Raw genomic sequence first — 25,890 nt, forward strand, 5'->3', positions numbered from 1 at the left:
AGTGTAACATGTTCATTTTGAACTTTTCATTGAAAAATGTTGACAAACTATTAGCTGGTTTAATTGAAGATGCTCCCAGACAAATGTAATTAAAAGGAAATAAAAAGGTTATTGTATGTTAATATATAACTGAATATTAAAAATTATTATAAGGGGTGGAATATGAAGTTTTATTCACTTATTTTGTTAAGTGTTTTCAGTTTGTTATTGGGAGGATGTAGAGTTATCCTTTTTGAAGAATCAGTTGAGGTCCCTAATTCAAAATATAAATTGGATGCTAAAGTTTATATAAAGAGTGCAAACATATTAATACGAAATAAGACCAATCTTCCTCCAAAGACCGAGTTAGCAATTTCTATTCAACCATATTCAGAAAATCAACCTTTAGGCAAAATACAAACATATGAAGTTGAGCCTCAAAAAGAGAATGTCACTATTACAACAGTTTTCGTGGATGAAGAAGGAAAGGTGGAACCAGTCGTAATCGATAGACCAGACCCTTCAAAAAGATACAGAATTGAAATATCAGTTAAAAACGAAAATACTGCCGAAGACAACAAGAAAATTTCACTTGCAAAGTATATCAATTTAATGAAAATTGAAGACCCAGATGGAATAGGAGCAAATTTGACCTTTTTATCTATGGCAGAGATAAAAGAGCTTTTTCAGACTCCTATGCAGGCAAACAAAAATGGTTAATATTACTTTATTAAAGGAACCTTCTGTTTTATGGAAGGTTCCTTTTAAAATACCGCCGCTTGTTATTCCATTAACCTGCCCGTTAGTTGAAGAACTGAATTTTCATACTCTTTAAATTTATTTTACCACATAATGTAATAAATCCTATATTTTTTCTCGCAACAGTTTGATAATAACATACCAATTCACAAGTAAAATAGCACCCTAATTCGCACAATGACAATAGCCATTGTCACGTTGTTATTATGGGTGCTATTTATTATGTTATTTTGTTGTTATTTTCTTGTAAAACGCCTATATATCAATACAAACGGTTCTGCTATTTACTGTGCTATAAGGTATGCTAATTCATATGCCATTTGCGATGTTTCTCCACAAAAACTGAACTACTTACCTATAAAAGGATTTGCTTTCTTCTTTCTTACACCCAGCCCAGTGCCCTGACAATGGTGGCTACAAGGAATGTAACACCGATGGCAATCGCTGTGGGGATCGCAAAGGACATGAACGTCCATTTCTTGCTTTTCGTTTCTTTATAAATATTCACAAGGGTCGTGCCGCAAGGGAAATGGAGCAGTGAAAAGAGCATCATATTGAGTGCCGTTAACCAAGTCCATCCATGACTGACGAAAACCGCTTTTAATTCTGTCAGATCATCAAGCTCAAGCATCGCTCCCTGGGAAAGATAGGCCATGATCAGAATCGGCACGACAATTTCGTTGGCAGGAAGTCCGATGATGAAGGCTGCCATGATGAACCCATCCATGCCGAGAGCCTGCCCGAATGGATCAAGGAAATTGACGAAATGCATAAGAATGCTCGTGTCACCGATATTGATATTGGCAATGATCCACGTGATGATTGAAGCTGGCGCTGCCACGATCACAGCTCTTTTTAACACATACCATGATTTATCAAGACTGGAACGTAACACGGTATTCCAGATTTTTGGGCGACGGTATGGCGGCAACTCAAGTGTGTAATGAGTCGGAACCCCTTTAAGGGCTGTTTTGGATAACACCCACGATACAGCAATGGTCACGGTAATCCCGATCAACACCATGGTCATGACCATTCCTGCCGTCACAAGGGAAGCCATTCCCCCTGCATATCCTGCTGCCATGAATAAAGAAGCGAGCAGGATCAGTGTCGGCCAGCGTCCATTACAAGGAACAAAGTTATTCGTCAGGATGGCAAGCATACGTTCTCTAGGGGATTCAATGATCCTGGTCGACATGATGGCAGCAGCGTTACATCCGAAGCCCATTGCCATCGTCAAGGATTGCTTTCCATGTCCCCCTGCCTTCTTAAAGAGGCGATCCATGTTAAAGGCAACCCGTGGTAAATATCCGTAGTTCTCAAGCAGTGCAAACGCCGGAAAGAAAATCGCCATAGGCGGAAGCATGACGCTGATGACCCACCCTGTACCCCTGAAGAAACCGAGTACCAGCACACCATGGAGCCATGCAGGTGCATTCATGGCATTAAAGAACAGGGTCAGCTGTCCCTCCATCCAGGCAAATCCTTCTGCAAGCATACCTGATGGGACGTTTGCCCCGGCGATGGTCAGATAGAAGACCGCACCAAGCATGGCAAGCATGATCGGAAATCCCCAAATCGGAGAAGTCAGCACTTTATCTAGCTTTTCTGAATGAATTCGATCTTTATTTTTGTACTTCACGACTTCCTGGCAGATCCCTCTGCTTGTCGAATAAATGTTTTCGACGATTTCATCCCGAAGGTTGTCACTCGACATCCCCTTGGCATGATTGAATAAATACGCGAGGCCCTGATCTCCTTCATGTGGTTGCATTGATTGAGACATTCGTCATTCCTCCTCCCTTACGTTCCCTCCGGAAGTAACCATTCAACGAGTTTAGTATACTTTCATCACCATCTAATAAACGCAAGGAAATCCATCGAATCGGAAACTCATCCCCAATCATTTGCCGTACTTTGGGTGAGAGTTCTTCAATTTTTGCTTCGATATCCTCTGAATAGGTCATGCGATACGGAGTGGTCGGTACATTTCCTTGAGCCATTTCATGGACGGTATCCAATAACTCTTTGATGCCCGTCTTATTTCTTGCCGATATCTTCACGACAGGTACACCGAGTTTTTCACTGAGCGCCACACTATTTACTTCAATTCCTTTTTTCTTTGCTTCGTCCATTAAGTTAAGGGCCACGATCACCCGGTCTGTCATTTCCATCACTTGTAGTGCGAGGTTCATATTTCTTTCCAAGGACGTTGCATCGAGGACCACAAGTGTCACATCCGGTTTATCGAAAATAATATAATCGCGGGCGACCTCTTCGTCCGCCGAATTGGAATAAAGAGAGTACGTTCCTGGCAGATCAACAATGGTAAAATCCGATCCGTTGTGCTTGAACTCACCTTCAGCGTGAATGACGGTTTTCCCAGGCCAGTTTCCAGTGTGCTGACGTAAGCCGGTCAACAGATTGAATAACGTACTTTTTCCTGTATTCGGATTTCCCGCAAGAGCGATTCTGTATGAATCCATTGTTACGCACCTCCCAATTTCTCTACATATATCCGTGAACTTTCTTCTTTTCGCAGTGCGATCGTCGTGTCACTGACCCGAAAGGCCATAGGGTCCCCGAGTGGACTTCTTTGGACGACGGCCACTTCAGATCCCTTCACAAACCCTAAATCCAACAGTCTTCTCCTCATTGTTCCTTCTAATGATAATGATGTTATAAGAACGCGGTCCCCTGGCTTACATTCAGAAAGAGGCATCGTTTTGACTTCGGACATGTTTCATTCCTCCGGTAAATTATATTGTCTATATATTAAAAAGTTTCCCTTGTGCAAATTATATGTTCATCTTATTCCCTTCACCCCTAAAATGTCAAACAAAGTTTCATATTTTTGTAGATTTTTTATATGGACGTCCATTAAGAAAAAAAAGAAGCATCTGCCAGACAGATACTCCTTTTTGAATCAGACATATGGAACTCACGCATCAACCAAGATATCCTAATAAATCAAGTTCTCCCTCTTTCCAACCTTTCCCACCAACCGCTTTAACCATTAGTTCATTGATGAATTCATGTCCAATTCCGTAAGTCGTTTGATCCTTATCCTTGATCTTTAACCACTTGCATCGATTCTGTACCCTTTGGAACCCGTTTCGTTCATATAAATCAGGGTCATCAGCGAATAACACAATATAGTCAATGTTCCGATCATGACAGAATTCATCGATTTTTTTTAATAATTGAGATCCGATCCCCCGGGAACGCATATTGGATGAAACACATACATCAATAAGACTCAACACATTTATACGCTCTCCATTCAGATTCATTACTCGATAATCACATGCGATATGTCCAATCAAACGATCCTCTATGTATGCAAGAAATCTTAAGTGGGGCTTCTGTTTGAAATAGATCCTGTCCACAGGATATTCCCCTCCGAAGCACTCACATAGTAACCGTTGCAAGCGATCTTGAATGTCTCCGTTTATATCAAATTCCGAAATTTTTCTTATTTCAACAGTATTCAATATCTCTTCCCCCCATGGATAATCAACATGCTTACTCTATACGGGCTTCTCCTTTGCAAAGGTACTCCTCCCGTTGAACCACTTCACTCATCTCCTTTTACTTCTTTATTATATATACGGATAGGATCAATCAATTGTTTCACCATCCCCCAAAGAAGAGTTCTTCCAATCACAACACATGATTAACAATCCAGACTTGTGGTAAGTTAAACATGTTGGAAATAATGGATAAGGAGTGAATAGTATATGTCAAATAAAGATCAAATCAAACAAGACATTTTAGATGCTTACCATTTCAGACATGCAACTAAAGAATTCGACCCGAATCAAAAGGTGTCCGAAGACGATTTCAGGTTCATTATGGAAACGGGTCGACTGTCTCCGAGTTCATTCGGGTTCGAACCGTGGAGGTTCCTGGTCATTCAAAATCCTGAACTTAGAGAGAAGATTAAAAATACCGCTTGGGGAGCATATGGAAAACTGCCTGAGGCAAGTCATTTCGTTATAATCCTGGCAAGAACCAAACAAGATACCAAGTACGACTCAGACTACTTGCAGGACCATTTTAAAAATAAAAAGAAGATGCCTGAAGATCATTTGGCAAAGTACTTAGAGCGGATTGAACAGTTCCAGAAAGTTGATTTCGATCTGCTTGAAGGAGATCGACCTCTATACGACTGGGCCGGAAAGCAGACGTATATTGCCCTTGGAAATATGATGACCGCCGCTGCCCAGATCGGGGTAGATTCCTGTCCAATCGAAGGATTCGATATTGAGAAAATGAATAAGCTCTTGGAAGAGGAAGGCCTGCTTGAAGACGGTAGCTTCAGTATTTCCGTCATGGTGGCTTTCGGTTACAGGGTCAAGGATCCAGCGCCGAAATCCCGTCGTCCATTTGAAGATATCGTGAAGTTTGTCTAATATGAAAATGACCCCGGTTCACATCACCGCGGGTCATTTTTTCATTTCAGTCTATTGTTTGAACCAATCCGCTCCCTCATCCATGTGAACAAAGGGAATGTCTGTATCCACTGCACCCGTGATTTTATCCTTCCCGGTATCCTTCCCATTCAGCCACTCTGCAAAATCAAACTCAACCGGCTCCCTATCCCCTCCAAGGGCGAACCATGCTTTCATTTCTTTCGGGAAGTAAGCCGATGTATGAATTGTCCCTGCCCAGCTGCCGTAAAGATCCGAGAATACCCCCTTATCCGTGTCATTCATTAATCGGAAGGCACTATAAGCGTCTTTATCACCCGTTTCCTTGATGACTCCCAATCTCCGCTTAGAATCGACCAGGTGATTACGGTTCTCTTCGGTCATCACTTCAAAATGATTCGTGCATGCATTGGACTGCCTTACCTCCACACCACGCGGTGAGGTCTCGACGATAAACGTTTCCCCACTCCTGTCATAGACGACATAGCTGAATGAGTGCCGATGAGGGATTTCCTTCAACATGTCAACGGCTTCGATAACATCTTTACAGGATTCAAGAATCAATCGTCCGATCATGCAGCAGATGAAACCATCACCGGGATTCTTCCGGTGCATGAAGTTATACCCCAACGCAAGGCCATTTTCGTTCATGCCGTCCATCCTGCCGGTCACGCGCTGACTTGGACCGATGATCGCGTATCCTTTATCACTCGGTTGATAAAATGTATAGCGTCCCTCGTAGGTTTTAGGGTGGTAATCATAATTTCTGATTAAATAATCCTTTCCTGTGACAATGGAACATCCGGACTTCACATAATCTACCCGGTAGCCACCAAATTCCTTCAGAACCCGTTCCATCGGCCATTCGAGGGATTCCTGCAGCCCATGTAGTTCATCCCAAATCCCTGAAGCAAATCGTTTGATCGCAGTTTCCGTTTCTTTGACGTTGATCGAAAAGCGCGGCTTTCGCACCTTCCACTGATTCTCACGATTTCTAACCGTAATGGAATCCTTTATCCGCTCACCCTGCATATAGCCAAAGTCATAATGAGAGCCTCGAAATTGAATCACGTCGCTATGTATTGTTTTCATGACTAAAACCTCTTTTTCATCAGATTCTATTCTACAAGGATAATAGAATGGATCTGAAAAAGAAAGAAAACACCATTCTCTTATACACGCTTATCAACCGGAAGAAAAACAATCATTACAAAGCATATGACGAACGCCATCCCCGTTACCAATTCCGCCATAAAATAACCGATGGCGCTCATGAACTCGTCCTCTCCTGGATATCTGGGGACATACGTCACCCATTTATAAAGAATAAACAAGAACAGGAACAAATAAAAACTGCTTCCCACCATCCCCACTTTCAGTCGCTCACCTTTTCCCCAATCCCTAGAATATACAATCGATTGCCAAGCGAGGACACTCGAAGCCGTTGCTGCCGCCATGACCACAAGGTGAATGAATGGAATCATCATAAAGGTCATACCGTACAATATTAACGCTGTTGCACTAAATAAAAATAGATTCAACCCAAATAATAAAACTCCCATTAACCAGGGATTTCGAAACCGTTCATGCTTACTTAAGGATACAATCCATTTAAAGGAGTACGGTTTTTCACGAGATCTTCTCATGAAAAAGAACAGACCGATAAGCCCTAACACTACTATCAATGTCATCTGACTTTCCCCTCCTACCCTTTGTTGTTATATACGATCGTTACGATAAACCCAACGTATATTTTACCATATTTTTCTTGGTTTTAGTGCCTAATCATCGATGAAACAGGTACGTATCCCCTTCCTTCGTTCAGCATCGAGAGAACTAAAAAGAACGGCCTCATCGACCGTTCCTCCCATCCTTATTTCTTCTTTAGGATAATTTCATCAATAATCCCATATTCCTTAGCTTCATAGGCACTCATGAAATAATCACGATCTGTATCAAAGGCCACCTTTTCTACGGTTTGCCCCGTTTTCTCAGCGATGATTTCATTGATATGCTCCCTTAATTTCAGGATGCGCTTTGCAGAGATTTCAAGATCTGTCGCCTGACCACGTGCGCCCCCCAAAGGCTGATGAATCATGATTTCACTGTTCGGAAGGGCAAATCGCTTCCCTTTAGTACCTGCCAGAAGAAGCATCGCACCGAATGATGCCGCCATTCCCGTGCAGATCGTCCGCACATCAGGGCTGATATACTCCATCGTATCAAAAATGGCGAATCCTGCTGAAGTCGAGCCCCCGGGACTGTTGATATATAAAGAGATATCCTTTTCTGGATCATCCGCCGCAAGAAATAACAGTTGAGCCACAATACTATTGGCCATATGATCATTCACTTCATCACTCACCATGATGATCCGGTCCTTTAATAACCGTGAGTAAATATCGTAGGAGCGTTCTCCTTTACCGGATTGTTCAATCACATAAGGTATTGCATTCATGAATGTTTCCTCCCTCATTCGTTATGCTGCCATTGAGAGGACAGTTGAAGACGAAGGAGATGCCTGTGCCATCATGTGGACAGTACCAGTTGCAATCAGCGTCGGAATGTAGGCAAGCAGGAGACTTGGATCCTGGGCTTTCAAGCAGCGATACAAAATGGCGTTCAGCTCTTTTTGAAGAGCATCCTCCCCGTATGATTCACTTTCGCTCCATTCATCGTCACCAGAGATCTTTTTCAATTTGGATCTGGAACGGTTCAGCAACGCTTTTACAGCGGTTTCCGTCAGGTTCAGTAAATCGGCCACTTCAGAAATCTTGTACTGAAAGGCTTCCTTTAATACGAAGGAAATCAGCTGTTTCGGAGTCAGTTGATCGGACAGCATGTCAATTGTATCGGGGCTGACCCACTCTTTTGAAAAGTATTCTAAAGCATATTCCGGAACTGAACCGATCAATTCCCTGCTCTCTTTCCGCCCTTTATCGATCCAAAGATGGTACGCCATTTTCTTTAGTAGCGCAGGACTCCAATCTTGATAGTCAGGGTATCGGATGAGTGCTTTATATACAGATTCCTGGGCAAGATCTTCCCCGTTCCATTTATCCTTCGTCAGAAAATAGCAGTATCGTACCAGTTTTGGTACCATTTCCTCTATCGCCTCATCTACCCGGTTGTACACCGACCTCATTTGCATTGTCTTCACTCCTTTGCATCCTCTCATGGCTATAACGGATAAGTATGGAAAAAAGATATGGGTAAGAGCATATTTTACTCTTATTATATCCAAGGAGAGGAGTATTCGTCATAAATTGGTTTCCTTTCGGTCACTTGTGCTAAAGTGAAATCATAAAAATCGTTTATAGAAATGAGGTGCCCTTATGATATCAATTCTTGTGGTTGATGATGATCCACATCTGCGAAAGCTCGTCCGGGTGTATTTGGAGCAAAATGGATACATGGTGACAGAGGCAGCAGACGGGGAAGCGGCTTCTGCTACTCTCCTCCATCAAGCCGTCGATCTGGCCATTGTCGACCTGATGATGCCGAATAAAGACGGATTTCAGCTGGCAGAGGAAATAAGGTCCGACTATGATATCCCGATCATTATGTTGACGGCCAGGGGCAGTATCACGGATAAGGCCAAAGGATTCCAGGCAGGGACCGATGATTATATGGTGAAACCATTCGAAAAGGAAGAGCTCCTCTTCCGGGTCCAGGCCATCTTGAGACGTTACGACCGGGCCGGTTCCCAAACTGTCCGCATCGGAGACATGACGCTTGATAAGCGATCTTATGAGGTGAAAACCGGTAACAGAACCGTGATCCTCCCCCTCAAGGAATTTGAACTCTTGTATTATCTAGCCAGCTTCCCGAATCGCACCTTTACACGGGATGAGCTCATCCAGCATGTATGGGGAATGGACTTTGAAGGGGATGACCGGACCATCGACGTCCATATCAAAAGACTACGTGGACGGTTCCAGGATTCTTCCCACTCCTTTGCCATCATGACCGTGCGGGGAGTCGGCTATAAATTGGAGGTATCTAAATGAAGAGCCTCTATATCCGGATCGTGTTGGTGACGCTCTTTATCATGATGGTAAGCAGCTTGATTGCCTTTATTGGCTCCAACCTTTATTACCAGAAGATCTTAAAGCCTTCCAATGATAAGAAAAACACTGAAATCGCCCATGACGTAGTGGACTTATTTGAAGCTGCCTCCATGGATGATTCCACGTTTTTTGAAAAGACGGCAAAACTCAGTTATCAATTTTACATAACGGACGGAAAGGGAGACGGAACATTTTACGGAGCCGATTTTCGGAATCAGACACTGTCGCAGGGCGTGATAAAGGATGTACTGAATGGCCATACATACCACGGCATGGCTGAATATCCCTCCACCACGTTTGTGACCGGCTTTTTCTCAAATGAATTGTCCAACTCGATCGGTGTCCCGATTGAAATCGACGGGAAATCGCATGCCTTGTTCATGAGACCGGACATCAAGCAGCAGTTCAACGAGATCCACATCCTCCTGGCTGTCCTGCTCTTCCTGACGATTGCCCTCAGCATGCTGATTGTCTTCTTCAGTACAAGGTATCTGGTGAAACCGATCAGGGAGCTCACCTCTGCTACGAAGAAGATCGCCGGTGGGAATTATTCGATACAGCTGAAGGAAAATCGGCAGGATGAGATCGGGACTCTTGCCAAATCATTTATGTCTATGAGTCGACAGCTCATGCAGGTTGAACAAATGCGTCAGGAATTTGTTTCGAATGTGTCCCATGAAATTCAGACACCCCTTTCATCCATGAAAGGGTATGCGAATCTGCTGCGCTCCCCTACCCTTTCGACGGAAGAACTGGATGCCTACACAAAGGTGATCGAATCTGAAAGCACCCGGTTGTCAAAGGTAAGCAAACAGCTTTTGACCCTTGCCTCTCTTGATAAAGACCAGGGAGTCATCAAGCATGAATCTGTTAACTTGACCGGGATGCTGCAAACTCTCATTAGCCAGACAAGGTGGCTGTGGGAAGAAAAGGACCTTGCCCTCTCACTGGAGGCGGATGAGGTAATCTGTTCAGGAAACGAAGACCTGCTTTACCAGGCCTTCGAAAACCTTTTATCCAACAGCATTAAATATACTCCCCCTGAAGGTGAAATCCGTCTTTTCCTTCATAAAGACCAAAGAGGCATCACGTTTAGGATCGAGGATACCGGTATCGGCATCCCTCCGGAACATATCGGGAAGGTCTTTGATCGTTTTTACAAAGTGGACGAGTCACGCAGTCATGAACGAAACAGCAGCGGACTCGGTCTCTCCATCGTCAAGAAAATCATTTTGCTCCATCAAGGAAACATTCATGTAGAGAGCATTCCAGACGAAGGGACTGCCTTTACGGTGACTCTGCCTTAACCCTATGTTCATCTTCCGTTCATACTTCCCTTTTATGATGAAGGGGAAGTAATGAAAGGGAAGGTGATTTTTTTGTTTCTTGCATGGAAAGAAATTCGCTATGCCAAAATGAAGTTCTTATTGATTACAGGCATTATCACATTGATTACCAGCCTGGTGTTATCGATATCCGGACTGGCCAATGGTTTGTCCGAAGATAACGCCTCTGCCATAAAAAACATGACGGCCAATACGTACATCGTAGAAGAAAGCGATCAACATCAGCTTGAACGATCAATGATGATCCCTGACGAAGTCGACGCTGTACAAGGAGGTTCTCCATTAGGGTTGAAAATGGTGGAAATGATGCATGACGGGGAAGCCGTGAATATCAGCCTCTTTTCATTAGACAAGGAGAGTCCGTTCATGCCTGCGGGAGAAGAAAATGTAGAACTAGCTCCTTATGAGATATTGGCAGACCCAAGCTTACAGGGTGAAGGATATAAAACCGGAGATTCTCTCACCTTTCAAGATAAAAAATGGGTCATTCGGGGATTCACTGAAAAACGATTCAGCTATGGTCATACTCCGGCCATGTTCACATCGATGGAAACATGGAAAGATTTTTTGAAAGATGACCTTACGTACCAGGCAGTCCTCTTCACAGACTTTAAAGGGGTCGACATCCCTTCCAAACTGGACGCGGCATCCAAGGAGGACATCCTTTCCAATGTACCCGGTTATTCTGCTGAACAGGGGTCATTAAAGATGATGGTAATCTTTCTCCTTATCATTTCGGCAATTGTCCTGGCAACGTTCTTTTATGTCATGACGCTGCAGAAGCTTCATCAATACGGAGTACTGAAAGCGATCGGAGCCAAAGCAGGCATGCTCCTGCGCGCCCTTTTTATCCAGATTTCCATTCTTTCTATCTTCGGGATCCTGACCGGAAATACCCTTACGTATGGATTGACACAACTGATTCCAGGAGATGTCCCGTTTGAATTATCTTCCGGGATGATCCTGTTAAACAGCGGTTTGATCTTGGTCATGGCATGGATTGGTTCACTTCTGTCGTTTAGAAGCATTATGAAGGTCGATCCATTAGAAGCAATCGGAGGGGTGAAATAAAATGACATCCATTTTAGAACTAAACGGGGTTACAAAGACATACAGGCAGGGACATGAACAACTTACAGTGCTCGATCATCTTTCCATGAGGGTCGGCAGCGGGGAATTTGGTGCGATACTCGGGCCGTCCGGTTCTGGTAAGAGCACCCTACTCTCCATCGTCGGGGCCTTGACCAGTCCTTCAAGTGGTGAAGTGATCATCAATGGGCGTAACGTCCACGACATGAACGGAAAAGAACAAACGTCCCTCCGCCTGAAAGAAATCGGCTTCATCTTTCAGCAGTCCAATCTTGTTCCATTCTTAACGGTTGAAGAACAATTATTTCTTGTCGGAAAGCTCAGCAAACAAAAAGATCGCCTTCAGGAACGGGCATTGGAATTATTGACTCATTTAGGACTTGAAGAACGGCTCTCCCATTACCCGGAGCAGCTCTCAGGCGGGGAACAGCAGCGGGTCGCCATCGCACGGGCCCTCATGAATGAACCAAAGCTGATCCTTGCCGATGAACCTACCGCAAGCCTCGACAGAGAACGCGGAAAATCAGTGGTGGACTTATTGGTAAAAGAAACGAAAGAGAGAAATATCGCTACCATTATGGTCACACATGACGAGACGATGATCGGGAAATGTGACTGGGTTTATCGTATGGGATAAGAAAGAAAGTGCCTGGAAACCGTCAGGCACTTTCTTCATTTTGCTTCAATAGTCCCTTCAATCTCTCGGGATCATCGACTCTCAAAGCCACTTTAGACACCTCTTCTTTTCTACCCATGAACAACGTCGCTTCGACAGTCTCCTTCAAGAACAGGATCACTTGAGGATGTATGTCTTCAAAGTCTTTCTGCATAAAGACCATGGTGCCTTTATTTGGTTTCTTCTCTCCCCATTCTACCCGCTCGATGTTTGACAGGGGCAGAATCAGTCGCTGCCTCAGTCCCTGAGCCATGTGCATCGAGCCATTTTTCACTTCTACAGGATGCAATCGTGTAACCTGGATTTCCGCCAGTACGAGGACAATGCTATACACGTTTAAAACGAGCAGAATGAATGACAGGATCGGAAATTTAGTGTGAAGCCACCAGTGAAGACCGATTGTTTCGATGGCTACGGCATGGATGAGCATGATATTCATGGCGATTGCACTGGTTTTATGATGCATTGTGACCACCCCGTCATGATTAGGGACTTTTTTCCGCCAGCTGAAGAAGGCGTAGTACACCATCAGAATCTCAGATGCCACGATTCGAATGAGAGGAAGTCTGCTTACCTTTCTTTCCACTGCAGGAAGGAATGAAAAGATTGGACCTGTTTGGGATGACCTCATTTCGGCCCGGATGACCGGGATTCTCTTGAGAAGAAGGAAGATCAGGCCCAGTTCCGCCAGAAAGAACAATGCTTCAAAGCTAATACCGGAGTACAGAAGAATCGTATAGGGAGCGAAGAATTCTTCTGGGATGAGGACTCTTGCCATCACCAATGCAACTACGATTAATCCGGCGGCCTGCTTTTTTGACACTTTAAAAGCGGCATAAGCAAGTGCCGGTGAAATGATGACCAGATCGACTAAAGATCCAATTACGGCACCTCGATCAAGTTCTTTGACCAGGAATTGCTGCACGATTGGTTGATAAAGCATGACATTGCTGAAGAGGACGAGTGTTAACAGGGCAAGTGCCCATAGTGACCATTTCGAGTTTCGGAGAACCATGTTCACACCTCCAATTTACATCTATTCCATTTACTTACATTATAACTCTTTCAACTTATTTCTGAAATCTTCTTCCCTTAGAATCTTCAGCATGAATGAATTCAAACTCCCTGAAATCTTTTCTAACTCCCCTCTTTCCAGCTCGTTTGTAAAGATGGCAACCTCAGTTGAATTCCCATCTTTATCTGTCGCGTACGCAGCATTCGTGACAAGAAACTCCGTCGATCCCCCTTTTTGCCCGGCATGCTTTAGCCAGTCTTGATTGTTGGGATTCTCCATGATCCCTTCCATGACCGCATCCAATCGTTCTTGTGTTTCACGTTGAAAATAGGTCTTGGAATTGAGTTTCCCCATAAGTGTTGCGTATTCAAAAGTAGTACTCCGGGTCAGTCTGTCGGACCAAATTTTGTCCAGCCCTTTACTTGAATGCTCATTCTCAAGGTACAGACCTTTTTCCCCCTCTTTTAACTGTTGTGAAATAATTTGAGCGATTCGTATGTATTCCTCTATTGACATTTCCTTAACCTTTGTCTCGATATAGTCATCAGTATAGGAAGGATCTTTCATCTTCAAGTACGTTGGAATCAGCATGGCCCCTGAAATCGGGTAGAGAGCCTCATGTTTTTCAATATTCAGTTCATCCAGTGACTCGTTGATTGTTTCCAATCCCAAGAGATCGATTAAATAGTCTGTGTTTGCATTAGAACTGAAAGCAATCATTCCTTTTACCACATTTTCAAGGGTCGTACTATTTCCAAGAAGAAGTCCATTTTGTTTCGAATACTCTATCCAGCCTTCATGGGCTCCGCCATCCGTATCCGGAATGTAGTATCGATCAAGCTCTTCCAGAGAAATGTTGCGGGAAGGATCTACTTTTTTCTCCTCGCATTGCTTCGCATATTCAATGGCCACGATGGTCTTCATCGCACTTGCTAACGGGAACATCTCATCTTCCCTGACGGATGCGAGCGTTTCCCCATTCCGAATCACCATTAAGCTCCAATTCTTATGATGTTTTAAATGGTTGATCAGATAGTCGGGATCATTTTTTCCCGCCCTCTGTCTAATGCCTGCCACAATGATGATCAAAACGACAATCAAACCAACTCCAATAATGAGTAAAGCAACCTTCATTTTCTTCGCTCCTGTCTTTATTACGGTTAGTATATATACGATCAGTAAATGGGAAATGTTTCATTTTTTAAGGCTGTTTTCTTAAACATTGTTGCTTTTGGATGTAGCGAGTGGCTGTTGATTTCCGCTACAGGTGCTCGCTTTCCGCGGGGCTGGCGGTGAGCCTCCTCGGCTGCGCCTGCGGGGTCTCACCTGTCCAGCTACGGCGGCTAGCCCCTCGAGGTCATAAGCTAAATGGTCCAAGAAGGCAAAAGAACGCCTTCTTAGCCCATTCATCTTATGCTTGTCGGGGCTGAACGAGCCGCCTCCGCATTTCGTGCTGTCCAGCGTTTCCCGCAGGAGTCGAGCACCTTCCGCTCCAATCAACTGACGCAAAGTTTGACTATCATAAAGGAAATGTGGAGATTGCCTATGCCACTGCTTTTTCATTCTTTGCTGTGACTGATGTTATTTAATAGTCCTTTACTCTTTTTAAACTGATGGTCATAAACCATTTTGCTCTGTCAACTACTTACTACTTTAGAGGGTGAAGGGAACTGCGTAGACTCCTACGGAAAACGGGCGTGCCGAGACCCCGGAAGCGGTTTTTGCTGAGGAGGCTCGGCCGAATGTCCGTGGAAAGCGGAGAGAGCAGTTCCCTTCACCCTCCTGCACTACAACTTAAATGACAGTGCATCGTAAATTTTAGTTTGTATTCAATAGTAAAAATCTTTGCGAAAACAGCCTTTTTAGAACATAAAAAAACCTATCCACCACGTGATGGATAGGTTTCATTCATGCTGCCTGTTTTTTGCCGGCTTCATTATTTTTCAAGAACATGTACAGTGACGCACCGAAAATCACAATGTACCCAATGATGCTGTATACATCAGGTATTTGCCCAAACAGGAAGATGCTGATAAGGGCGGAATAAACAACCGTGGAATAGAAGAAAATTGAAATCTCCCTTGCAGGCGCAAACTTGTACGCAATCGTGATCCCGAACTGACCTACTGTAGCAAAGACACCTGCTGATAACAGATAAACCCACTGTTTCACGCTCACCGGTTCATAAAACCCGATCACAAACGGCAGCAACACGACGGTCGTAAAGAAGGAGAAGTAAAAGACGACTGTATAAAACTTTTCCCTGCTCCCGAGCACCCGGAGGACCGTGTAGGCACCTGCGGCAAAAATAGCGGAGAACACTCCTGCCAGATACGGGATGACATCAAAAGAAAAAGCCGGTTTGATGATGAACAATGTCCCGATGAACGCAATGATGATCGCCACCACCTGAAAGACGCGCGTCCGTTCCTTCAAGAATAGAGCGGAGAAGATGATGGTCAAAAATGGACTCAGCTTGTTCAGCATATCGGCATCCGATAACACGAGATGATCGATCGCATAGAAGAACAGCACAATTCCAACAGCACCTAATGAGGAACGCAGCAATAGCAGCTTTTGATTTTCTCTTTTTCCAAATAGCCTTTCCTTATGATACCGGACAAAACCAAGTGCAATGAATGCAGAGACGATATTCCGGAAGAAGGTTTTCTGTATCGTCGGCACATCCCCGGACAGCTTGACGAAAGCCGCCATCAAGGAGAAGCCGAACGCTGATAGTAGTAATAGTAATATGCCTTTATTTCGATTTGACATTATATCCTCCAGTGATAAACAATTTCGCAACTAAATTAGTGTAACAAAAAAATGACGCAAAGAAAAAAATCCGAACCTTTTTACCAATTAAAGGAATGCAATTTGAACCAGTTGGGTATAGGAACAAGCAGGATGTGCACTCATGGTCTAGGAAAATACTCCTCACTTCACGGGAAATGAAACATACAGGACCTTCATCCGTAAATACATACCATGAAAAAAGCAGAGGTGACCAGTTTGACTTTACTAGACGTACTGCAGGAGAGATTTTCTACATTCAAAGTGGAAGATGATCAGGAGATTACAGGACCCTCATCCCCTTCCTTCCGAAATCGGAAACGACTCAGGACACCAGCCTGTGGAATCGGTTTACCATTGATATGGATGACCGCACGGCGACTATTCAATATCGCTATCGATATAAAGATGCTCGTTAAGAAAACAAGCACCTGATCACATGTCAGCAGGTGCTTCTTCTTTTTTTGGATAGAGATATTTCCACTTCCCATTCCATACATATGGAATAATAGCGCCTTTTAGAGGAGGATTTGTGATGCTTGAGAAATTCGTCGACCCCCTTCCCATTATGGAAACGATCGAACCCATTTCAACTCAGAAGGGTTCCGATTATTACGAAGTGATCATGAAGGAGGGCAATCAGAAACTCCACCGGGATCTCCCACCAACTACTATATGGGGATACAACGGGCAATTCCCGGGACCTACTTTTAAAGTGAAACGCAATCAAACAGTACGGGTATTATGGAAAAACGATCTTCCAAACAAGCACTTCCTTCCGATTGATACTACCGTTCATGGTGCAGGAAAAAACAAGCCCGAGGTCCGTACGGTCGTTCATCTTCACGGAGGGGCTACACCGGATACGAGCGATGGTTACCCGGATGCCTGGTTTACTAGAGGGTTTCAAGAAACAGGGCCATTCTTTGCAGAAGAAATCTACACATATCCCAACCAGCAGCAGGCCACTACCCTTTGGTACCATGACCACGCTATTGGGATCACACGGTTGAATATATATGCCGGACTCGCCGGAGCTTATATCATCCACGATGAAGAAGAGGAGGCATTGTCACTGCCTTCGGGTCCATACGATATACCACTGGTGATCATGGATCGGTCCTTTCATAGCGACGGATCTCTCTATTATCCTTCCGAGCCTGATCCTCCCACGCCCGGTGTCCGTCCCTCCACCCTTTCCAATTTCTTCGGGGATAAGATTCTCGTGAACGGGAAGGTCTGGCCATTCCTTGAAGTCGAGCCGCGACGCTATCGCTTTCGATTGATCAACGCTTCAAATTCGCGGACGTATCAGCTTTCCCTTTCGAACGGAAAGCCTTTCATTCAAATCGGATCTGATCAGGGCCTTCTTTCTGCACCTGTCACCGTTCGGGAGATCTTGCTTGCTCCTGCAGAACGGGCGGATGTCATTCTTGACTTTTCTTCCGAGACCCGGGAATACATCACTATCCGCAACAGTGGACCTGCCCCCTTTCCAACTGGTTCGGCACCAGATCCTGACACGACGGGAGTGCTCATGCAATTCCGCGTAATAAAACCGCTGCAAAGTCAGGATACGAGCAGGATCCCCTCTGCATTACGGCATGTTCCAAGACTGAAGAAAAGACATGCGTTCCAGATGAGGAACCTTCCGTTAAATATGGTGCATGATCAATATGGGCGGGAGGTACATCTATTAAATCATCAATTATGGGACGATCCGATTACGGAAATGCCACGGATAGGGAGCATTGAAGTGTGGAACTTCATCAACATAACGGAAGGGTCTCACCCCATCCACTTGCATCTAGTACGATTTCAGGTACTGGACCGTCAGCCATTTGATAAAGAAATCTATCAAAGAGAAGGAAGGGTTGTCCCCACAGGCACCCGCATCAAACCGAAACCGAACGAGCAGGGTTGGAAGGACACGGTGTGTGCAAATCCTTGGGAGATGACAAGGATCATTGTTCCATTTGGTCCCTATACCGGATTGTATGTATGGCACTGTCATATATTGGAGCATGAAGATTACGAGATGATGAGGCCCTACGTGGTGATTAAATGATAGGGAGATAGTCAAAATAGAAGGATCTGCCCCTGATAAGGAGCAGATCCCTTGTTATTTAAGAGTTTTCCAAAATTTCTTTGATTTTCATTAAATCCTTTTTGTTCGCTTTTTTCATCATGACAGACATCAAGGGCATCATGACTCTTGAAAATCCAATGGGGTTTCCCTGATTCCTTAGGGTCATTTTGGTCGTTTGTCCATCAATCGACTCCCATTCATAGGTGGTTTCCATAGGGAACGGTCCATTGGCGGTCTTCATGACAAGCTTCTGTCCCGGGACAAACTCCTTGATCTCATATACATAAGAGAGATCCTTTCCCAAGAATCTGGCTTTGAATGCAATTTGAGAATGTACGGATAATGGCTTTTCCGTTCTCCATTCTGCGGAATCAATATTCACATACCATTCCGGTGCATGATCCGGATCCGCAGCATACTCTGCAACCTTCTGAATCGGACAGCGTATCGTAATGTCTGTCATAACATCCACCATTGCCCTATTTCCTTTCAACATAATTTTTCAACAACGTTCCGAGTAGATAGGCCCACCCTTCGGAATGCTTTTCCTCCCAGTCGTCTTCCAGGACTCCTGAAGCTGCATGGGATAACTGAAGTAACGTAGCTTCTCCTTTTTCTATCAACCGATACGTATATGCGCTGTTAACTGCGCCCTGCATGCCAAGATGGCCGTGCAATCTAATTTCTTCCGGAGCATTCACGTAATACACGGTACCCCATAGAGCTCCTTCGTCCCTGCCCCATTTCTCGATGAATTGCCCACCCGGTACAGGATCAAATGTGAATTGTGAATCGACTCCCTCTGGGGCCAATTTGAACTCCCACCAGTCCCCTGCCTGACTTGTTAATGCCTTGAATACCTGTTCACGCGGAGCATTAATCATGACTTCCTGTTCAATACGAAATACATTGCTTTGTTCCATTGATTCTCCTCCTTTATTTTCTGCCAATGACCGTAGTTTCAATAGTGAATTGGCGTTAGACTCCATGTACTTCCCGACCCACCTGTTGTGCATTTCCTGCAGCGGGACCGCGTTCAGATAGTTTCGCCGGAATTTCCCTTCACGCTTCACCACCACCAGATTTCCTTCCTCGAGGATCGTCAAATGCTTCATGATCGCGTATCTTGTCACCTCGGGAAAATGTTCATTTAGTTCACCAGTCGTTCTTGCTCCCTTCTTCAAAAGGTCAAGGATCTCCCTGCGAATGGGATGACCGAGAGCTTTGAACAAGGTGGAAAGTTCGTCTTTCATATCAATGATCCTTTCTTTAAATCAACATGTGAATGAATGGTCACATGTTATATGTGACTTAATAGTAACATGATGATTTCTAAAGTACAATGTTTTTATGTTTCTTTTCCTGCCTGATATTAAAATCTTTTTCAATTTATTATGTTAAACCATAATAAAGCCTCCAGTCTGAACTGGAGGCCCCTTTTAGCTCTTATTTTTTCATTATCGGTACCCAAACCTCACAACGATAATCCTCAGCGTTAGGATTACCTGGAGGATACAATTCAAATTCAGGTGCGTCCCCATGCTCATAGCCTGTAGACGGGAACCATTCCGAGAAAATGCGCTTCCATACACCTTGAATCGCTCCTGGCATGGGACCCACGGACTCAAATACCGCCCATGTGGCTGCGGGGATTTCTTTTACTTCCAGGGAATGATCCTGGTCACTCTGTTTACCCGCTCCGATAAAATACGTGAACTCTTCATTGGGATGATCAAACTCCATGCAAATCCCCAGCATTTCATCATTACCAGCCGTTTCACAAATCGTTCTGTCCAATCCCGAGGTGTTCACTTCATCCCAAAAAGCAGGGATATCCTGCAGATTTTTGCCGTTGTTTGCAGATACTCTTTTTCCTTTCCCAATTACCTGGAACGCATCTTTTTCAACAATTTTATAATTCATTTCAACTTCCCCTTTTAGCTGAATTTGGAAGGAGATCCGTGGAAAGGCTTTTAAGGGAGTTCCTGATTCCCTCACCTGGGATGGTGATACACCATGCGCTTTCCGGAAGGCTTTCGAAAAGGATTCCGGTGTTTCATATCCATACCTGAAAGCAACATCAATGACCTTTGTGTTCGGGCTGTTCAATTCCTGAGCCGCAAGAGTCAGTCTCCTTCTGCGGATATATTCAGCCACTGTGCAGCCCGTGACTAAAGAAAACAGTCTTTGGAAATGAAATTTCGAATGGAGTGTCAGACGTGCCAGTTCTTCCATCTCGATTTCTCCCTCAAGATTGTCCTCTATATACTGAATACAGTCATTCATCCTATGAAGCATTTCCATTGCTCATCTTCTCCTCGCTACCTTAATGTACCATCTGGGATTATATGTACTCCTGTCATTCTGTGCGATGTTGTGACCGGCTTTTGCCGGAAAGAGTGTTCAATAATAGCTTATATGCACATACTAACGTTCATCAAGACTCTACTTCTACATAGGTTCATCATTCTCCTCTTTCCATTGACACGAAACCATAAGGTGTTATATCATTTAATACGAAACCAATTGGTGTTATATCAAAAGACAGAAAGCAGGTACTTATATGCAATCAAATCAACCTAATCAACTTCAGGATATTCAGCAGACAGTCCTATTCAAGGCACCCATTCAAAAGGTCTGGGATGCGGTCTCCACGTCGGAAGGGATTTCTTCATGGTTTATGCCCAATGACTTCCAGCCTGTAGTCGGGCACGAATTTCATATCCAGTCCCCTTTCGGCCCTTCCCCATGTAAGGTATTGGAAATCAATCCACCTCACAAGCTTTCCTTCTCATGGGATACGGATGGATGGTTTGTAGAATTCCGATTAAAAGAAGTCGGGAATCAAACTGAATTCACGGTGATCCATGGTGGTTGGAAAGATGATGATGCAGTGGTTTCGAAACCGAATGAGAAAAGCTCTGTTATCCGCGAACGCATGGCAAACGGATGGATCGGAATTGTGGACCAGCGACTTCGGAAAGTGGTGGAGGAATAAGTGTCTGCGGCTAAACATGATGTATTTCAGGCCATTGCAGACCCGACCCGCCGGGAAGTGCTGCGCCTCCTTTCAGAAAAGGAAATGCCCATTTCTGCTTTGACTTCCCACTTCCCCATGAGCAGGACTGCCATTGCCAAGCACCTCGCCATCCTATCTGAAGCTGAGCTGGTTCGCGGGGAAAAAATCGGCAGGGAAAAGATCTATCGCCTGCAGCCCGAACCCCTGGCGGAATTGAAAGACTGGTTAGCGTACTACGAGCAGTTCTGGACGAACAAGTTGACCAAACTGAAATACATGGTAGAAAAGGATTGAAGAAGAGGGACGGACCTTTGTTCCAAAGGTCCGTCCCTCTTCTTTAGTAGATTTTTGCCATGATGACCATGGAGATGAATACGGTCATGATGGTGAGGCAGGTTATGATGTACATTAGGTTCATTGCTGTTAGCTCAATCAGGCCAAGTCCCAGTGATGACATGATGATGATGAAAAATATTAAAATGGCAAAGTACGAGTAAAAGATCCCCTTTTCCCTGATCATCTTCATACGCTCATCCTTTTCTTTAAACTGTGGATAAAGATAGTACATACAAAAACTCATTACAGTCAAAGCCAGTGGATTAAGAGCATAATAAGGAAATTTCCCTGCAGTGATACCGATAAAAAACAAGAAAGCAGTCTGTAGTGCCATAATACAGCCAATAATCAGATAACCCTTCGTCACAACTCCTTTCCTCCCTTCTCTTCATAAACGAAAATCTCTTCAATAGACACATCAAATACTCCTGCCAACTGAAAAGCCAGATTCAAAGAAGGGTCATACTTCCCCTTTTCGATTGAAATGATGGTTTGTCTCGATACTCCTAGTCTTGCAGCCAATCTTTCCTGTGAGTATCCAAACGACTTTCGGTATTCTACCAGTTTATTTTTCAAAAAGTGCTACCTCCTTATATTTCCATATCATAATGTAAAGGTAACTTTACGTCAAGTATCCTTTACATAACTCTAATGAAACCTTTTATATTATTCATACGTATTTCCTACTAACGATTAAACAAGGGATGTGGACACTTATGGAAGAAGTAATGAACAAACTTGAGGAATATCAGGATATCTATTCGCAATTAAAGAGACGCTTAAGGTGGAAGGTATCCGATTCTCGATCTCTGATGATGGTGTCTTCGTTGTATGTGACGAATAAACGTGCCTTCCACATCGAACGATTTATTGAAATCAGTGACTATATTAAGAATGAGGTAGGTGCCTTTTCAACATTAAAGCAGGAAATCCGCTTCACTTTTGCGGCAATGCTCGATACGCGTTTTGATGACTATCAATCTCGTTTCCATGAATTTCTCTCCATTTATGATTCCTTGATTGCTGCCGGATTTTCAAGGGGACCGTTCTCCTATACTGCGGCTATGACGATGCTTTCTCATGAAGGAAGGAAACTGGACTTCGCCGTTCACGGGATGGAAGTGTATAAAAAAATGAGGGATCAGCACTTTTTTCTGACCGGGCATAGCGATTACCCGTTTGCCCTGCTTATTTCCCTACGGGCAGGGGATCATGATGCTCTGATTGATCGGATTGAGGGCTTCTACCATCAGTTGAACTCAGCAGGATTCAGGAAAGGAAATGATCTTCAAAGCATGAGCCATATTCTTTCCCTTCACTCTGAATGGTCTCAGGAGGAGCTGGTTCAACGCTGCACAGTTTTGTATGACATTTTTAAACAAGTGGGGATCAAGCCAAAAGCCATGTTCTATCCCCAAATCGCACTGCTCTCATTCGTGGAAGAAGATGTTTCCCTTGTGAACCAGGTGAAGGATGTGTGGGAAGAACTGAACTCGAGCAAGGCTTTCAAGTGGCATAAAGACATCAACCTGATGATGGCCGTGAACATGATCATCAGTGATAAGGTCGAAAACAACGCTGTGATGCAAGTCAGTTTATCCACAGCCATTGAAACACTCATCCAGGCACAGCAGGCGACAATGATCGCAACCGTTGCGGCAGTTTCGGTGACGACGGGTGGAGGGGATTCGTGAACTAAATAGAGGGACGGACCTTTCATCGAAAGGTCCGTCCCTCTATTTTATTTCACTTTGATGACGATTTTCCCTTTTGCATGGTGGGTTTCGCTTAAGGCGTGGGCGTCTTTCAATCCTTGTTCACTTAGTTCGAAGGTTTCTCCAATCACTGGTTTGAGCTGACCGGATTCGTATAGATCGGCAAGTTTGGACAGTTGTTCTCCTTTAGGGTCGAGCCATAGGAATTCGGCTTTCACACTGTACTTTCTAGCTTCCTCTTCATTAGGGGGCTGTGCAATCGATACGAGCTTTCCATTTTCCTTAAGTACCTTATAGCTGTTAGACTGGATTTCCCCTCCCATGGAATCGAGGACCAGGTCATAATCCCTTAGTACTTCACTGAAATCTTCTTCCTTATAATTAATGAACTGATCTGCGCCAAGTGACTTGACGAACTCTTCATTTTTTCCGCTTGCGGTAGTAGCGACATGTGCTCCAAAGCTTTTGGCAATCTGAATCGCAAAATTCCCGACCCCGCCTGAGCCTGCATGGATCAGCACCTTATCTCCTTCTTCGATTTCACCAAAGTCGACTAAGCACTGCCAGGCTGTCAATCCGGCAAGCGGGATGGCGGCCGCTTCTTCAAAACTCATGTTTTCAGGCATTTTAGCGAGCAGCTCTTCATCCACGGCCACATATTCTGCATAAGTACCTTCCCTTGTCGTCGCCGGTCTTGCAAATACGCGGTCCCCTATATCAAACCCTTTCACATTTTTACCTTTCTCAGAGATCACTCCCGCTGCATCCCATCCCAGGATGATCGGAAATTCAAAGTCGAGCATATCTTTTAAATACCCTGCCCGCACCTTCCAATCGATGGGGTTAATGGATGTTGCATAAGTTTCCAGCAGTATCTGGTTGTCCCCTATCACGGGCTTATCGATTTCTGTTTCCTGCAATACTTCTTTATCTCCATATTGGTTGATGATGATGGCTTTCATCCTAGCGCCTCCCTATTTTTTTTCATACGGTTTATGTTCCCTCTTACTCAGGGTATTTAAACAGTGAATGGCCCATCGGCATTTACACAGGGTGTATTACTGGATTCTTCCCATTCACTATTGTAAATTTAAGACAAACTACATAGTAATAAGCATATGGGAATCTAACTTTCAAAAGGAGGAACACTATGCAACACTACAATTTGATCATCAACGGAGAACAAACCGGTTCGGATCTTGCGAAAAAGGATGTAACCAATCCTGCCACATCGGAAGTCATCGCCACCATCCCGAATGGAGGGAAAAATGAGGCAACGAAAGCGGTAGACGCAGCTTATGATGCCTTCAGGGAATGGTCACAGTATTCGGCATATGAACGGAGCGAACTGATTCGCAAATGGCATGACCTGATCGATGAAAACAAAGAAGATCTTGCCCGCACCATGACGATCGAGCAAGGAAAGCCGCTAAAAGAAGCACTTGGAGAGATCCAATACGCCAATGGATTCATCTCCTGGTATGCTGAAGAAGGCAAGCGGGTTTATGGGGAACAGATCCCTGCCACTCAGCGTAATAAACGATTATTCGTTCATAAGCAGCCGGTTGGGGTTGTTGCCGTTATCACTCCGTGGAATTTCCCTGCTGCGATGATCACCCGTAAAGTGGCGCCGGCACTTGCCACAGGCTGTACGGTCGTGATCAAACCGGCAAACCAGACACCTTTAACTGCGTTAAAAATGGCCGCACTTGCAGAAGAAGCGGGCATTCCAAAAGGCGTCATCAATGTGGTGACAGGTGATTCGAAATCCATTGGGGAAGCATGGATGGAAGACACTCGTGTCCGGAAACTCACCTTCACCGGTTCAACGGAAGTCGGAAAGGTCCTCATGAAAGGGTCCGCCGATACCGTCAAGAAAATATCCCTGGAACTGGGAGGTCACGCTCCTGTCATCGTCATGGCTGACTCTGATTTAGAAAAAGCCGTCGATGGAGTCATCGCCTCTAAATTCAGGAATGCCGGTCAAACATGCGTCTGCTCCAACCGTATTTATGTCCATGAGTCTATCGCACAGTCATTTTCAGAAAAACTGGTTGAAAAAGTGAAGGGACTGAAAGTAGGGAACGGACTTGAAGAAGGTGTGGACATCGGTCCATTGATCGATGAGGATGCCATCGAGAAAGTCCGGAAGCATGTGGAAGATGCTGTAGACAAAGGTGCTTCCGTTGCCTACGGTGGAAAAGGAATAGAAGGTCTATATTTTGAACCGACTGTCCTGACGAACGTAAATGATGATATGCTCTGCATGAAAGATGAAACATTCGGTCCCGTCGCACCGATCACCACATTCAAAACCGAAGAAGAAGCCATCGAACGGGCCAATGACTCCATCTATGGTCTTGCAGCTTATGTCTTCACAGAGAATATCACGAAGGGAATCCGTATCAGTGAACAGCTGGAATATGGAATCGTCGGACTGAATGATGGCATGCCGTCCACTCCACAAGCTCCATTCGGAGGGTTCAAGCAAAGCGGACTCGGCCGTGAAGGCGGTCACCAGGGGATTGAAGAATTTCTTGAAGTAAAATACATCTCACTCGGATTATAATA

Annotated in this window: 29 protein-coding genes; 12 read left to right on the top strand and 17 right to left on the bottom strand. The window is 44.5% G+C overall.

The window, feature by feature from the left end:
* Positions 1-162: 162 nt before the first annotated feature.
* Positions 163-699, top strand: a complete 537-nt coding sequence (locus tag SLH55_RS02235) for a hypothetical protein (RefSeq protein WP_320322475.1) — start codon at positions 163-165, stop codon at positions 697-699.
* A gap of 421 nt (positions 700-1,120) precedes the next feature.
* Here the strand turns inward: SLH55_RS02235 and SLH55_RS02240 are convergent, their stop codons facing one another.
* The 4 genes from SLH55_RS02240 to SLH55_RS02255 all read right to left on the bottom strand — a co-directional run bounded on the left by SLH55_RS02240 (position 1,121) and on the right by SLH55_RS02255 (position 4,232).
* Positions 1,121-2,512, bottom strand: coding sequence for a nucleoside recognition domain-containing protein (locus tag SLH55_RS02240; RefSeq protein ID WP_320322738.1), 1,392 nt, complete (start codon positions 2,510-2,512; stop codon positions 1,121-1,123).
* Positions 2,499-3,224: a FeoB small GTPase domain-containing protein gene (locus SLH55_RS02245; protein WP_219167108.1), complete on the bottom strand. Its 726-nt coding sequence runs from the start codon at positions 3,222-3,224 to the stop codon at positions 2,499-2,501. Before SLH55_RS02245 ends, SLH55_RS02240 begins: the two co-directional genes overlap by 14 nt.
* A gap of 2 nt (positions 3,225-3,226) precedes the next feature.
* Positions 3,227-3,478: a FeoA family protein gene (locus SLH55_RS02250; protein WP_226672637.1), complete on the bottom strand. Its 252-nt coding sequence runs from the start codon at positions 3,476-3,478 to the stop codon at positions 3,227-3,229.
* Positions 3,479-3,686: 208 nt separating this feature from the next.
* Complete coding sequence (locus SLH55_RS02255; RefSeq protein ID WP_320322476.1) at positions 3,687-4,232, bottom strand: GNAT family N-acetyltransferase; 546 nt, start codon at positions 4,230-4,232, stop codon at positions 3,687-3,689.
* A gap of 246 nt (positions 4,233-4,478) precedes the next feature.
* Here SLH55_RS02255 and SLH55_RS02260 point away from each other — a divergent pair, with 246 nt between their 5' ends.
* Complete coding sequence (locus SLH55_RS02260; RefSeq protein ID WP_320322477.1) at positions 4,479-5,153, top strand: NAD(P)H-dependent oxidoreductase; 675 nt, start codon at positions 4,479-4,481, stop codon at positions 5,151-5,153.
* Positions 5,154-5,204: 51 nt separating this feature from the next.
* Here SLH55_RS02260 and SLH55_RS02265 read toward each other — a convergent pair whose 3' ends face one another.
* The 4 genes from SLH55_RS02265 to SLH55_RS02280 all read right to left on the bottom strand — a co-directional run bounded on the left by SLH55_RS02265 (position 5,205) and on the right by SLH55_RS02280 (position 8,322).
* Positions 5,205-6,263, bottom strand: coding sequence for a C45 family peptidase (locus tag SLH55_RS02265; protein WP_320322478.1), 1,059 nt, complete (start codon positions 6,261-6,263; stop codon positions 5,205-5,207).
* 80 nt (positions 6,264-6,343) lie between these two features.
* Entirely contained in the window at positions 6,344-6,862 is a 519-nt protein-coding gene (locus SLH55_RS02270) for a hypothetical protein (protein WP_219167113.1), read from the bottom strand.
* 182 nt (positions 6,863-7,044) lie between these two features.
* Positions 7,045-7,629, bottom strand: a complete 585-nt coding sequence (gene clpP / locus SLH55_RS02275) for an ATP-dependent Clp endopeptidase proteolytic subunit ClpP (protein WP_219167114.1) — start codon at positions 7,627-7,629, stop codon at positions 7,045-7,047.
* A gap of 21 nt (positions 7,630-7,650) precedes the next feature.
* The gene (locus SLH55_RS02280; protein WP_320322479.1) at positions 7,651-8,322 is read right to left on the bottom strand and encodes a sigma factor-like helix-turn-helix DNA-binding protein; all 672 of its coding nucleotides are present in this window, start codon (positions 8,320-8,322) and stop codon (positions 7,651-7,653) included.
* 184 nt (positions 8,323-8,506) lie between these two features.
* On the opposite strand from SLH55_RS02280, the gene SLH55_RS02285 reads away from it, so the two are divergent.
* From SLH55_RS02285 to SLH55_RS02300, 4 genes are all read left to right on the top strand, one after another.
* Entirely contained in the window at positions 8,507-9,181 is a 675-nt protein-coding gene (locus SLH55_RS02285) for a response regulator transcription factor (protein WP_219167116.1), read from the top strand.
* Positions 9,178-10,548 (top strand): HAMP domain-containing sensor histidine kinase, encoded by a 1,371-nt coding sequence (locus tag SLH55_RS02290; RefSeq protein ID WP_320322480.1) that lies wholly within the window; start codon positions 9,178-9,180, stop codon positions 10,546-10,548. Before SLH55_RS02285 ends, SLH55_RS02290 begins: the two co-directional genes overlap by 4 nt.
* Before the next feature lie 72 nt (positions 10,549-10,620).
* Positions 10,621-11,658: an ABC transporter permease gene (locus SLH55_RS02295; protein WP_320322481.1), complete on the top strand. Its 1,038-nt coding sequence runs from the start codon at positions 10,621-10,623 to the stop codon at positions 11,656-11,658.
* Between the two features lies 1 nt (position 11,659).
* Entirely contained in the window at positions 11,660-12,313 is a 654-nt protein-coding gene (locus SLH55_RS02300; RefSeq protein ID WP_320322482.1) for an ABC transporter ATP-binding protein, read from the top strand.
* 22 nt (positions 12,314-12,335) lie between these two features.
* Here SLH55_RS02300 and SLH55_RS02305 read toward each other — a convergent pair whose 3' ends face one another.
* From SLH55_RS02305 to SLH55_RS02315, 3 genes are all read right to left on the bottom strand, one after another.
* Entirely contained in the window at positions 12,336-13,367 is a 1,032-nt protein-coding gene (locus tag SLH55_RS02305; RefSeq protein WP_320322483.1) for a hypothetical protein, read from the bottom strand.
* A gap of 39 nt (positions 13,368-13,406) precedes the next feature.
* Positions 13,407-14,501, bottom strand: coding sequence for a serine hydrolase (locus SLH55_RS02310; RefSeq protein WP_320322484.1), 1,095 nt, complete (start codon positions 14,499-14,501; stop codon positions 13,407-13,409).
* Between the two features lie 774 nt (positions 14,502-15,275).
* Entirely contained in the window at positions 15,276-16,142 is an 867-nt protein-coding gene (locus SLH55_RS02315) for a DMT family transporter (protein WP_320322485.1), read from the bottom strand.
* A 237-nt stretch (positions 16,143-16,379) separates the two neighbouring features.
* Between SLH55_RS02315 and SLH55_RS02320 the strand changes: the two genes are divergently transcribed.
* Entirely contained in the window at positions 16,380-16,595 is a 216-nt protein-coding gene (locus tag SLH55_RS02320; RefSeq protein ID WP_320322486.1) for a hypothetical protein, read from the top strand.
* 97 nt (positions 16,596-16,692) lie between these two features.
* On the top strand, positions 16,693-18,228 hold the full coding sequence (locus SLH55_RS02325) for a multicopper oxidase (RefSeq protein ID WP_320322487.1): 1,536 nt from the start codon (positions 16,693-16,695) through the stop codon (positions 18,226-18,228).
* A 58-nt stretch (positions 18,229-18,286) separates the two neighbouring features.
* Here SLH55_RS02325 and SLH55_RS02330 read toward each other — a convergent pair whose 3' ends face one another.
* From SLH55_RS02330 to SLH55_RS02340, 3 genes are all read right to left on the bottom strand, one after another.
* Positions 18,287-18,712, bottom strand: a complete 426-nt coding sequence (locus SLH55_RS02330) for an SRPBCC family protein (protein ID WP_320322488.1) — start codon at positions 18,710-18,712, stop codon at positions 18,287-18,289.
* Positions 18,713-18,728: 16 nt separating this feature from the next.
* Positions 18,729-19,502: a helix-turn-helix domain-containing protein gene (locus SLH55_RS02335; protein ID WP_320322489.1), complete on the bottom strand. Its 774-nt coding sequence runs from the start codon at positions 19,500-19,502 to the stop codon at positions 18,729-18,731.
* 193 nt (positions 19,503-19,695) lie between these two features.
* Positions 19,696-20,553, bottom strand: coding sequence for an AraC family transcriptional regulator (locus SLH55_RS02340; protein WP_320322490.1), 858 nt, complete (start codon positions 20,551-20,553; stop codon positions 19,696-19,698).
* A 259-nt stretch (positions 20,554-20,812) separates the two neighbouring features.
* Between SLH55_RS02340 and SLH55_RS02345 the strand changes: the two genes are divergently transcribed.
* Positions 20,813-21,247, top strand: a complete 435-nt coding sequence (locus SLH55_RS02345) for an SRPBCC family protein (protein ID WP_219167128.1) — start codon at positions 20,813-20,815, stop codon at positions 21,245-21,247.
* On the top strand, positions 21,248-21,562 hold the full coding sequence (locus tag SLH55_RS02350; protein WP_219167129.1) for an ArsR/SmtB family transcription factor: 315 nt from the start codon (positions 21,248-21,250) through the stop codon (positions 21,560-21,562).
* A gap of 43 nt (positions 21,563-21,605) precedes the next feature.
* Here SLH55_RS02350 and SLH55_RS02355 read toward each other — a convergent pair whose 3' ends face one another.
* Together SLH55_RS02355 and SLH55_RS02360 are read right to left on the bottom strand one after the other, a co-directional pair.
* Entirely contained in the window at positions 21,606-21,971 is a 366-nt protein-coding gene (locus SLH55_RS02355; protein ID WP_320322491.1) for a permease, read from the bottom strand.
* Entirely contained in the window at positions 21,968-22,180 is a 213-nt protein-coding gene (locus SLH55_RS02360) for a helix-turn-helix transcriptional regulator (RefSeq protein WP_219167130.1), read from the bottom strand. The genes SLH55_RS02355 and SLH55_RS02360 overlap by 4 nt, the downstream gene beginning before the upstream one ends.
* A gap of 140 nt (positions 22,181-22,320) precedes the next feature.
* Between SLH55_RS02360 and SLH55_RS02365 the strand changes: the two genes are divergently transcribed.
* Positions 22,321-23,298, top strand: coding sequence for a DUF4003 family protein (locus tag SLH55_RS02365; protein WP_320322492.1), 978 nt, complete (start codon positions 22,321-22,323; stop codon positions 23,296-23,298).
* 47 nt (positions 23,299-23,345) lie between these two features.
* On the opposite strand, the gene SLH55_RS02370 is transcribed toward SLH55_RS02365, so the two are convergent.
* On the bottom strand, positions 23,346-24,281 hold the full coding sequence (locus SLH55_RS02370; RefSeq protein ID WP_219167132.1) for an NADP-dependent oxidoreductase: 936 nt from the start codon (positions 24,279-24,281) through the stop codon (positions 23,346-23,348).
* A gap of 188 nt (positions 24,282-24,469) precedes the next feature.
* On the opposite strand from SLH55_RS02370, the gene SLH55_RS02375 reads away from it, so the two are divergent.
* Positions 24,470-25,888, top strand: coding sequence for an NAD-dependent succinate-semialdehyde dehydrogenase (locus SLH55_RS02375; RefSeq protein WP_219167133.1), 1,419 nt, complete (start codon positions 24,470-24,472; stop codon positions 25,886-25,888).
* Positions 25,889-25,890 lie beyond the last annotated feature (2 nt).

Source organism: Rossellomorea sp. YZS02 (genome assembly GCF_033963925.1).
In the GTDB taxonomy this organism is placed as follows: domain Bacteria; phylum Bacillota; class Bacilli; order Bacillales; family Bacillaceae_B; genus Rossellomorea.

What these genes read in the sequence shown, in the direction of transcription:
- SLH55_RS02365 (WP_320322492.1), top strand. Translation starts at nt 22,321, where the DNA reads ATGGAAGAAGTAATGAACAAACTTGAGGAATATCAGGATATCTATTCG.
- SLH55_RS02335 (WP_320322489.1), bottom strand. Translation starts at nt 19,502, where the DNA reads ATGAAAGACGAACTTTCCACCTTGTTCAAAGCTCTCGGTCATCCCATT.
- SLH55_RS02235 (WP_320322475.1), top strand. Translation starts at nt 163, where the DNA reads ATGAAGTTTTATTCACTTATTTTGTTAAGTGTTTTCAGTTTGTTATTG.
- SLH55_RS02340 (WP_320322490.1), bottom strand. Translation starts at nt 20,553, where the DNA reads ATGGAAATGCTTCATAGGATGAATGACTGTATTCAGTATATAGAGGAC.
- SLH55_RS02330 (WP_320322488.1), bottom strand. Translation starts at nt 18,712, where the DNA reads ATGACAGACATTACGATACGCTGTCCGATTCAGAAGGTTGCAGAGTAT.
- SLH55_RS02270 (WP_219167113.1), bottom strand. Translation starts at nt 6,862, where the DNA reads ATGACATTGATAGTAGTGTTAGGGCTTATCGGTCTGTTCTTTTTCATG.
- SLH55_RS02300 (WP_320322482.1), top strand. Translation starts at nt 11,660, where the DNA reads ATGACATCCATTTTAGAACTAAACGGGGTTACAAAGACATACAGGCAG.
- SLH55_RS02240 (WP_320322738.1), bottom strand. Translation starts at nt 2,512, where the DNA reads ATGCAACCACATGAAGGAGATCAGGGCCTCGCGTATTTATTCAATCAT.
- SLH55_RS02345 (WP_219167128.1), top strand. Translation starts at nt 20,813, where the DNA reads ATGCAATCAAATCAACCTAATCAACTTCAGGATATTCAGCAGACAGTC.
- SLH55_RS02260 (WP_320322477.1), top strand. Translation starts at nt 4,479, where the DNA reads ATGTCAAATAAAGATCAAATCAAACAAGACATTTTAGATGCTTACCAT.
- SLH55_RS02265 (WP_320322478.1), bottom strand. Translation starts at nt 6,263, where the DNA reads ATGAAAACAATACATAGCGACGTGATTCAATTTCGAGGCTCTCATTAT.
- SLH55_RS02305 (WP_320322483.1), bottom strand. Translation starts at nt 13,367, where the DNA reads ATGGTTCTCCGAAACTCGAAATGGTCACTATGGGCACTTGCCCTGTTA.
- SLH55_RS02370 (WP_219167132.1), bottom strand. Translation starts at nt 24,281, where the DNA reads ATGAAAGCCATCATCATCAACCAATATGGAGATAAAGAAGTATTGCAG.
- SLH55_RS02280 (WP_320322479.1), bottom strand. Translation starts at nt 8,322, where the DNA reads ATGCAAATGAGGTCGGTGTACAACCGGGTAGATGAGGCGATAGAGGAA.
- SLH55_RS02250 (WP_226672637.1), bottom strand. Translation starts at nt 3,478, where the DNA reads ATGTCCGAAGTCAAAACGATGCCTCTTTCTGAATGTAAGCCAGGGGAC.
- SLH55_RS02245 (WP_219167108.1), bottom strand. Translation starts at nt 3,224, where the DNA reads ATGGATTCATACAGAATCGCTCTTGCGGGAAATCCGAATACAGGAAAA.
- SLH55_RS02290 (WP_320322480.1), top strand. Translation starts at nt 9,178, where the DNA reads ATGAAGAGCCTCTATATCCGGATCGTGTTGGTGACGCTCTTTATCATG.
- clpP (WP_219167114.1), bottom strand. Translation starts at nt 7,629, where the DNA reads ATGAATGCAATACCTTATGTGATTGAACAATCCGGTAAAGGAGAACGC.
- SLH55_RS02285 (WP_219167116.1), top strand. Translation starts at nt 8,507, where the DNA reads ATGATATCAATTCTTGTGGTTGATGATGATCCACATCTGCGAAAGCTC.
- SLH55_RS02375 (WP_219167133.1), top strand. Translation starts at nt 24,470, where the DNA reads ATGCAACACTACAATTTGATCATCAACGGAGAACAAACCGGTTCGGAT.
- SLH55_RS02315 (WP_320322485.1), bottom strand. Translation starts at nt 16,142, where the DNA reads ATGTCAAATCGAAATAAAGGCATATTACTATTACTACTATCAGCGTTC.
- SLH55_RS02310 (WP_320322484.1), bottom strand. Translation starts at nt 14,501, where the DNA reads ATGAAGGTTGCTTTACTCATTATTGGAGTTGGTTTGATTGTCGTTTTG.